The sequence below is a fragment of the Variovorax sp. P4_D9 genome, from assembly GCF_056401695.1.
Genome location: NZ_JBFUIU010000349.1, coordinates 1 through 9,267, shown reverse-complemented (window position 1 = coordinate 9,267; position 9,267 = coordinate 1). Strand labels below are relative to the sequence as shown.

Sequence of the window (9,267 nt, the reverse complement as noted above, 5' to 3'; positions counted from 1 at the left end):
GCTCGGTGCTCGTGGACTCGCGCTTTCAGGCCCCCGCGCCGGCCCGTGTGGGCGGCGGCATCGTGACCTTCGCACCCGGGGCCCACACCGCATGGCACACGCACCCGCTGGGGCAGACCCTCATCGTGACGGCAGGCGTCGGACGGGTACAGAAATGGGGCGATGCCGTTCAGGAAATTCGCCCCGGTGACCTCGTGTGGATTCCCCCAGGCGTGAAGCATTGGCACGGCGCTGGCCCCACCGTGGGCATGAGCCATATTGCAATCTCCGAGGCCCTCGATGGGAAATCGGTGGAATGGATGGAAAAGGTCAGCAAGGAACAATTCGCGCAGTGACATTGACTGATCAAGGCGCGGCAGTTGCTGCTCCGAATTGTCTGGGGCGTTCTGCGCAGGCACTGGCTTGCGGGCGAGCGACTGATCGGCGCTCAAAAGTGGTGCGGCAAGGCTCCGCTTGGTGGTTTAGGGCGCGTTCCAAGGGCGGGCGCGATCGCGCTACGCCAGTACCATCAACAACGATCATGGCTACACGCGCATACTCTCGCTTCCGAGGGATCGCCTTCGACAGAGCGGGCCCAGCGACTCCCCTCCTCCACTATCGGGCTGGAACCATTGGCGTATCCGTCGCTCTACACACATATCAAACATTTCTTGCGGCGCGCGCTCTCAAACGGCAGCCTGTCGCTTGACGAGAAGGCCGCCGCCGCTGCCTTGATCAGCTGGGTCAAGTTTCTTCCCCCGAGCGGTGAATCAGGGGGCAGATGCGGAAGGCCGGGGCGAAGCCTTTTCTAGGACGAGCGGCCAGCAACACGATCCTGGCCCGTTGCTGCACAAGAGCCTCGCCGCGCCAATGCCGTCAACTCTCGTTCGACAACAGTATCCAGTTCGATCTTCGGGGCAATGCGCATGGCTCCAACCTCCGTACAGATCCCAGATTGGAGTGTGTCGCATCAATAAGTTCCACTATTTCAAGCGCACTGCAGTATGGCAAGAGGCTGCTGTTCAACTTTCGAACGGGTCACTCTTCTTCGGCGCGAGAGCGTCTGCTTTGGGGCGAACGCCAATCGCTGGGCCTTGCCCCAGCGTGATGAGCCATGCGGCCCTCGGACAGACTATTTGTGCGTCGGTTCGCCGACCCGCATTCCCTCGCGCGACAGGCCGTAGCGCTGCATCTTCACGTAAAGCGTGCTCTTGGCGATGTGCAATTGGCGCGCCGCGAGCGTGAGGTTGCCTTCGCTGGCGATGATCGCGCGTCGGATCAAGGCTTCCTCGCCCTCGGCGATGCTGCGCACCTCGACGCCCAGGCCTTCCGAAGGCGCGGCGCCCGGAGCTTCCAGGCCGGACAGTTCGGGGGGCAGTGCCGCGCATGTCAGCGGCTCCCCCTCGCTCATCATCACGGCTCCCTGGATCACGTTGCGCAACTCGCGCACGTTGCCAGGCCAGCGGTACGAGGCCAAGCGGGAGAGCACCGCCTCATCCAGAACTTCGGGCTCCATCCCTTGCTCGCTGCGAAAAAGATCCAGGAAATGCTGCGCGAGCAGCGCGATGTCACCCTGGCGCTCGCGCAGCGGCGGAATGCGCAGGCTCGTGACAGCGATGCGATAGAACAGGTCCATGCGGAACCGGCCCGCCGCGATTTCCTCCCGCAGGTCCCTGTGGGTCGCGGCGACCAGCCGGAAGTTCACCCGGCGCGGCGCGTTCTCGCCGAGGCGGTAGATTTCTCCTTGCTCCAGCACCCGCAGCAGATGCGGCTGCATGTCCATCGGCATCTCGCCGATCTCGTCGAGGAACAGCGTGCCGCCGTCGGCGGCTTCGATCTTGCCGGCCATGCCGCCCTTGCGGGCGCCGGTGAAGGCGCCGTCGGCATACCCGAACAGCTCGCTCGCCAGCAGTTCGCGCGACAACCCGCCGCAGTTGAGCGCTATGTACGGGCCCGCGCAGGCGCCGTGAACGCCTCGCGCGAACTCCTCCTTGCCCACGCCGGTCTCGCCCTGCAGCAGGACCGGCGTCCTGGACCGCGCCAATTGCCGCGCCTTGCCGATGACCTGCAGCATGGCCGGGTCCGCCGTGATGACCGTCGCAAAGGCGTCGCCGGCTACTGCACTGTCTCGTTGGCCATGGCCTGCGCCTTGCGCCGCCATCGAGGCGTGCAGCGAGGTCGCGCGGCCGCGCACTGGCACCACCAGAAGCGTGCCGAGATGCTCCCCCTTGACGATCAGCGGCTCGAGCCACTCGGGCTTGATCCATGGGGGTAGCTGGCGCCGGTGGCCGCCGCGCCCCAGGCGACCCGCCGCGAGTTCGGGCAGCCGGTGCGCGCCGGACAGGTCGATCTGACCGCCAGCGGCCGCGATCGCGATGTGTGCGTGCTCATTGGCCTTGATCGGACTGCCCCGCCGATCGAACAGCACCAGGCCCTCCTGCCGGCCCGCATTCCAGCGGCCCATGCCGTGCTCCAGCAAGTGGTAGCGGTGCTCCATCTCCACCATGGCAAGCCGGCTTTCGATGCGATTCGCAGTCGTGACCACCAGCGCCAGACTCTGCCGGCTGTACGTCTGCGACAGGCCGGAGACGTCCAGTACGCCGATGATCTCGCCGTCGGTCGGATGCCGCACCACGGCAGCCGAGCAGGTCCATCGCTTGATGCCGGCGCAGAAATGCTCGGCGGAGTGGATCTGAACCGGCTGGCCCATGGCGAGTGCTGTGCCGATCGCATTGGTGCCGCACAGCACCTCGTTCCAGGTCACGCCTGGCATCAGGTGGATGGTTTCGGCCAATCCCATCGCCGGCGTGTCACCCTCCGTCATGAGGATCGTGCCGCGGGCGTCGGCCAGCGCCATCATGGTGCCGGTTTGCGAGAGGAAGTCGTGCGCGCAGGCCATGGCCGGTGCGCTGGCCTCCAGAAGCTCGCGCTGGCGTTCGCGCAGCAGGAAGAGATCCTGCTCGGACACCGGCTGCGGCCCACCCCGACGATTCGGATCGACCTGCGCTTCCTGGCAGCGCTGCCAGGAAACGTCCACCAGTGAGCGGAGCGCCTCCGTCGGGCGCGCATCTCCACTGACGAAGGACTCCCACGCCGCCATGACCGCCGTTTCGTCGCCAGGGGTCGAAAACATCTGTTTGTCCCGCGGTGCCATGCTGTCTCCACCGGGCCGTGCATCGCGGCCTGCATGTCTGTTGGCGCATCCGTTGGTGCGTGCGCTACCCTCAGAATGATAGAGACAATGACCATGGTGGGGCAACGCCCCACGGGATCTCCTTTCTGTGAGTGAATACGGCAGGTCGCGCCCTCAGGCCGCGGCCTCGCGGCGGATCAGGCGCAGCAGGTCATCGATGCCGCCCTGGAGAAAGCCCAGCGTGGCCTCGTCGACGAGCCTGCCGTCCACGATCTTCTGATGGGCCGACCCGATGACGGTCTGCGGCCGGTGCACCAGCCTTGCCGCGATGGCGGTCAGCACCTCGGTCAGCTGAGCCTGTGCGCGCACGCCGCCGGTGAACGCGGTGGACGAGGTCAGCGTCAGCACCGCCTTGCCGCTCAGCGTCGACTGGCCGAAGGGACGCGACGCCCAGTCGAGCGCGTTCTTGAGCACGCCGGAGATGCTGTGGTTGTATTCCGGTGAGGCGATCACCAGCCCGTCCGCAATGTCGATGGCGGCACGCAGGCGGACCATCGCCTCCGGCGGTGTGGCGGTATCGGCATCCTGGTCATAGGGCGGCAGGTCGTTCAACGGCAGGATCTGCAGGCTCGCACGCTCTTCGACGGAGGCCCCGAGGCTCGCGAGGATGGCGGTATTGAAGGAGCCCTTTCGCAGGCTGCCGGAAATGCCAAGGAGGCGGGGCCTGGGAAGATGGCCGGTCGTGGAGCTTTGAAGTTCAGAGACGCGCATGTCGCACTTTCATTTCATGTTCGATCGGATCGTCTGCGTGGCCAACAGCACGCCCACCGCGATCCACGACAGCCCGCCCACCAGTCCACCAGCCATTCGTACGACGCCGGCAGCAGGACGGGATGGTGTTGTCGGTCAAGGCGCCCCGCATCGCAGCGGGCTAGCGGGGCACCGGTCAATTCCTGCTCAGTCCGCGCGTTCCGGCAGCGGGAGCTTCACCCATTCCCTGTAGAAGGCATCGATGTCAGGCTCGAAGTCGTGAATCACCGGGTACCACGGCGTGGGCGCTTCGATGTCGTGCATGGTCCCGCACTGGGGGCAGTAGTACTCGCGGTAGACCTGCCAGTTGGTATCCGGCGCCATCAGCTTCGGGTAGACCTCCATCATTTCCTCCTCGGTCTGGCGCACGTAGAGGTTGGCGTGCAGCTTCCAGTTCTCGCGCCAGCCGCAGAACTCGTGGCCGCAATCGCATTTGGTGACCCATTTCTTGGTCTTGGCCAGCTGCACGATGTGCAAGTGCGGGCCGAGCGGCAAGACAATTCGGTCGTCCCAATCCAGCTTTTGTTGTAACGCATCGACGTACTTCTCGAAGCGGTCCGGATCCTTGGGCATCGACAGCATGCGCAAGGTGGTGTCCCAGTCGAGCTTGCCGTCGACCAGGCTCTTGACTTGTTCACGTGTGTAAGTAGTCATTTCAAATCTCCTTTGGGGTCTTGTCGACCGCGTTTCATTCTTCGACCAGCACGACGGTGTTCACGTCGGGCATCTTGGACAGGTCCATGCGGAACTTGGAGCCATAGGTGGGCACGTCCAGTTCGTCCTCGATGAGCACCCAGGATTCCGGCAGGTTCCAGAAGTCGCGGAACTGCTGCTCGAACTTCTTGGACAGACCAAAGCTGGTTGCGAACATGTGCTGCACCTGTGGCGACGCGTTCTTGGTCAGGATGTRCTCGCGCTCGAGCTTCATCCATTCCTGCGTCGGGATCGAACGGGCCAGCCGCTGCTTGCGGATCTCGACGCGCTGCAGCGCGGTCTGCCTGGCATCGACAGTCCACACGCCCTGGGCGTCGCGCGTCGCCACGACGCCGTAGACCTTCTGTGCGTATTCCGGTAGCAGCAGGCTGTTGTTGAGATCGCTGGCGATCGCTTCGACCTCCCGGTCCAGCGGGTCACCGAACCCGGGCCCGCCACGAAGGTAGTTCAAGTACAGGTCGTAGTTTTCGTAGCAGTCTTCAGTGGTCATGCATTGCTGATCGCGCTTGACCACCGCGCCGGCATTCAGATGGTTCTCGTAGTCCGGCAGGTCCGGGTTGGCGTCGCCCCCCAACGGCAGGCTGTCGCCCATCGCGATGCGTTCCTTCAGGCCGGTCTTGTGCGCCTCGAAGCGATAGCCGGTGGCCGCCGGATAGCCGCCCATCAGGCCCCAGTCGCTGTTCATGTAGCCGTTGCCCATGAAGAACATCGTCCAGTCCTGAGCCTTCCACACCATGCGCAAGGTTTCGAAGCCGCAACCGCCACGGTACTTCCCGTAGCCACCGGAGTTGGCCTTGGCGTTACGGCCCAGATACAGCAGCGGCTCGGCCATTTCCCAGATCTCCATGTCGCCCATGTCGCCCTCGGGGTTCCAGATCGCCGCCGCGTGGTTCAGGCCATCCTTGATGGCGCCGGCACCGGTGCCGCAGGACGAGGCCTCGAAGCTGTTGACCGCATGGATCTCGCCATCCTGGTTGATGCCGCCGCCCTGCAGCCAGTTGGAGGTGTTGGCGTTGCCGGCGTTGACCTCCTCCAGATAGCCGCGGCTGAAGTAGGCCTGGCCCAGGCCGCGCCACATCGTCGTCCAGGCCGAGACCAGGAAGTGCCAGGCGTAGGCATGTCCGGTGCGACGGTCGTCCGGGTTCATCCACGTTCCCTTTGGCATATGGAACTCGGTGCCGTAGTACGCGCCGTCGTTGATGCGCTGCGTGGGCACCAGGGTCTGCGTCATCATCACCCAGATGCCGCTGGTGAACGCCACGTGGTGCGCGTTGTACGAATGCCATCCCCAGCGGCTCGCGCCCTCGAAGTCGAGCCGCCACGATCCGTCTGCGCGGATCTCCATCTCCACCGGCGCGTGCATGATGGAGTCGAGCTTGGCGAAGGCGTTGGAGGTCCGTACATCCTCATGCTTGTAGGGCACGTCGACGAACGCAACCTTGCGGTACTTGCCCGGCAGCGTCATCGCCTTGATGCGCGTGAGCAAGCCGCGCCGACCCTCCTCGATCACCTCGTAGGCGAACTTCTCGTAGGCCTCCAGCCCTTCGTCTTCAATCACTTCCTCGATCAGGTCGCGGATCATGTGGCAGCCGGCGATGCGGGTGCGCTCGTCGAGGATCCAGTACTTCGGCGTACGCACCGAGCGCTGACTCTCGTGCAGCCAGTCCCGCAGCGGGGTGTCGTTCACGCCGGTCTTGCGACATGTGATCATGTAGCCGTCGCCGAAGCGCTGGGTCTGACCGGTGGACATCGAGCCCGGCGTGACGGCGCCGGTATCAATCACGTGGGTCACGCCGCCAACCCAGCCGATCAGCTTGCCATGCGCAAAGATCGGAACGATGGTGGCGATGTCGCAAGGATGAACGTTGCCGATCGCACAGTCATTGTTGGTGAACATGTCACCGGGATGGATGCCGGGATTGCCTTCCCAGTTGTTCTCGATCATGTACTTGATCGCCGCGCCCATCGTGCCGACGTGGATGATGATTCCCGTCGAGGTGAGCACGCAGTCGCCGGCCGCGTTGTAGAGCGTGAAGCACAGCTCGCCTTCCTGCTCGACGATCGGGCTGGCCGCGATCTTCTTGGCGGTTTCGCGCGCATGCACCAGGCCGCCACGCAGTTTGGAGAACATCTTCTCGTAGCGGATCGGGTCCGTCTCGCGCAGCTCCAGACGCTGCAGGCCGTTGTAGTGGCCGGTCTTGGCGGTGCGCTCGAGAATTCCGTCGCGGAATTCTTTCAACGTCTGGCCGGTCTTGAGCAGGTCGGCGAAGCCGAGTTCTTTGCTGGACATCATGTTCATGGTCATGTCTCCTTACTTCACTTCCTTGAGGTGGAACAAGCGATGCTTGTCAAGCGTGGTCGAAAAACCCAGGGGGACGACGAAGGTCGTGGCGTCCGATTCGACGATCGCGGGGCCGACGATGGTGTTGCCCGGCTTGAGCGCTTCCATCTTCCAAAGCACCGCGTCGTGCCAAACCTTGTGGCGGTACAGCGGCCGGGTACCGATGCGTGCTTCCTGCGGCGGTGTCGGTCCGCCTTCCGGATCCTCAGGCAACACCGGCTTCTGGGTGATGACCATGCCGCGCATGATCGCGCCGGTGATGGAAAAGCCGAGTTCCGGCGAGCGTGCCGAGCTGGCGTACACGCGGCTGTAGGTCTGCTCGAAGGCTTCGACGATGCGATCCCAGTCCTGTGCGGTCGACGCGCTGCCGACCGGCGAGCTGATCTCCAGGTCGTTGAGTTGGCCCATGTACTGCATGCGGTAGCCGGGGCGCAGGATCACCTCCTCGGGCTTGAAGCCGTTGATCCGGAATTCCTCGATCACCTTCGCGGCCAGGTCAGACCAGGCCGCCTGGATGGTCGTCGCGGCTTGCGCCTTCTCGCCGTCGGCCGCGTGCTGCGGCAGCGCCAGGTCCACGCTCTTGTCGTAGCGGTACTCGAAGTCGGCGCAGGCGCAACCGAAGGCCGAGAAGCCCGCCGCCCAGGCCGGCACGACGACATCCTTGAAGCCCAGCCCTTCGGTGTAGCCGTAGGTGTGCACCGGCCCAGCGCCGCCGTAGGAGAAGCACACGAAATCGATCGGGTTGTATCCCTTGGCGCTGACGTTGGAGCGCAGGTACTCGCGCAGCTGCACGTCCAGCAACTCGATGACACCCGCCGCAGCGTCCTCCACCGACAGGCCGAGCGGGTCTGCGATCTGGGCCTTGATGTGCTGGCGCGCACGCTCCACGTCGAGCTTGATCGCGCCACCGAGGAAGTTGTCGGGGTTGAGGTAGCCGAGAACGACGTGGCAGTCCGAGACCGACACCGTGTCGAGCCCGCTTTCAGGCCAGCAGGTGCCTACCCGATAACCGGCGCTGTCGGGGCCCAGCTTGATGGCACCGCTGTACGGGTCCAGCCGTACGAAGCTGCCCGCACCCGCGCCCACCGAGTCCATCGCCACCAGCGGCAGCGACAGCACCAGCCTCGCCATGTCGGGATCCGCCACAATCGCGAAGTTGCCCTTGGTGATGAGCGCCATGTCGAACGACGTGCCACCAATGTCCGAACAGGCGACGTTGTCGTAGCCGAGCGCCTCGCCCAACAGCTTGGAGCCGATCACGCCGCCGATCGGTCCGGAGACGATGGTGCGCGCCAACTCCTTGGCCTTCCAGCTGATCGTCCCGCCGTGCGTGGCCATCACGCGCAGATCGAACTTCGCGCCGTGCTTCTTGAAGCGGTCGCTTACCTTCTGGAGCGTCTGGCGCGAGGGCTCGGCCGCGTAGGCCTCGAGCACCGTGGTGTTCATGCGGTGGCTCTCCTTGCGCTGCGGGTAGTAGTCGACCGATGCGAACACCGGAATGTCCGCGCTCAACTGCTTCAACTCGTCGAGGCAGATGTCGCGGGCGCGCTGCTCACTGCGGCCGTTCTTGTGCGACTGGAGGAGGCAGATCACGATGGCCTTCGAGCCGGCGACGACCAGCTCGCGCGTCGCCTGTCGCACCTCGTCTTCGCGCAGCGGAATCACCACCTCGCCCTGCACGTCGGTTCGCTCAGTCACACCACGCGTACGTCGCAGCGGTACCAGTGGTTCATCGTAGCGATGGGTGTTAAGGTGAATGCGCTCCTCCAGCGCATAGCCGAGGTAGCTCTGGATCGCGCGGCCCATCGAATGCACATGCTCGAAGCCCTTGTTGACCATCAGGCCGACATCGAGCCCCTTGCGCTGCACGACGCGGTTGAGCATCGCCGTTCCCGAGTACACGCAGGTCAGCAGCTCGGGATAGACCTCGTCGACTTCGCGTTTCCAGTGCGCCAGCGCATCTTGCGAGGAGTTGAAGATGGCGAGTGATTCATCCTGCGGGTTGCTCTGCGCCTTGCCGACGACAAAGCGCCCGTCCTCGCGGACGAAGAAGGTGTCGGTCATCGTGCCCCCGGCATCGATGCCCATCACCTGTACCTGTGATTGCATTTCCATGTGTAGATCTCCTTGMGGCCATTGACCGGGCTGCGTGTCTGCGCAACCCACCCGAGCGTTCGGTTCGCTCGCCCTTTTCTTTGCAGCGGCCGTGCCAAGACGACGCGGACGTCGGTCGGGTCGCGCTAAGCCCTTGATTTCGTTGAGCGGACTCGGGTTTACGCGAGGCTGACAG

At 64.4% G+C, this 9,267-nt stretch carries 6 protein-coding genes; 1 reads left to right on the top strand and 5 read right to left on the bottom strand.

All coding sequences use genetic code 11. The features are described from left to right. Positions 1-335 (top strand): (R)-mandelonitrile lyase (locus tag AC1DY5_RS30345; protein ID WP_478117494.1); only part of this gene is annotated, 335 nt, incomplete at its 5' end. Between the two features lie 776 nt (positions 336-1,111). Here the strand turns inward: AC1DY5_RS30345 and AC1DY5_RS30340 are convergent. The 5 genes from AC1DY5_RS30340 to AC1DY5_RS30320 all read right to left on the bottom strand — a co-directional run bounded on the left by AC1DY5_RS30340 (position 1,112) and on the right by AC1DY5_RS30320 (position 9,092). Next, positions 1,112-3,112, bottom strand: a complete 2,001-nt coding sequence (locus tag AC1DY5_RS30340; protein ID WP_478117492.1) for a sigma-54-dependent Fis family transcriptional regulator — start codon at positions 3,110-3,112, stop codon at positions 1,112-1,114. A 174-nt stretch (positions 3,113-3,286) separates the two neighbouring features. Then, a complete protein-coding gene (locus AC1DY5_RS30335) occupies positions 3,287-3,883 on the bottom strand; it encodes an NADPH-dependent FMN reductase (protein WP_478117490.1) in 597 nt (198 codons plus the stop codon). 186 nt (positions 3,884-4,069) lie between these two features. Further along, entirely contained in the window at positions 4,070-4,576 is a 507-nt protein-coding gene (locus AC1DY5_RS30330; RefSeq protein WP_478117488.1) for an acetone carboxylase subunit gamma, read from the bottom strand. A 34-nt stretch (positions 4,577-4,610) separates the two neighbouring features. Next, positions 4,611-6,935: a hydantoinase B/oxoprolinase family protein gene (locus tag AC1DY5_RS30325; protein WP_478117487.1), complete on the bottom strand. Its 2,325-nt coding sequence runs from the start codon at positions 6,933-6,935 to the stop codon at positions 4,611-4,613. 12 nt (positions 6,936-6,947) lie between these two features. Then, positions 6,948-9,092 carry a hydantoinase/oxoprolinase family protein gene (locus AC1DY5_RS30320; protein ID WP_478117485.1) on the bottom strand — a complete coding sequence of 715 codons (2,145 nt, stop codon included), beginning with the start codon at positions 9,090-9,092 and terminating at the stop codon, positions 6,948-6,950. Between the last annotated feature and the right edge of the window lie 175 nt (positions 9,093-9,267).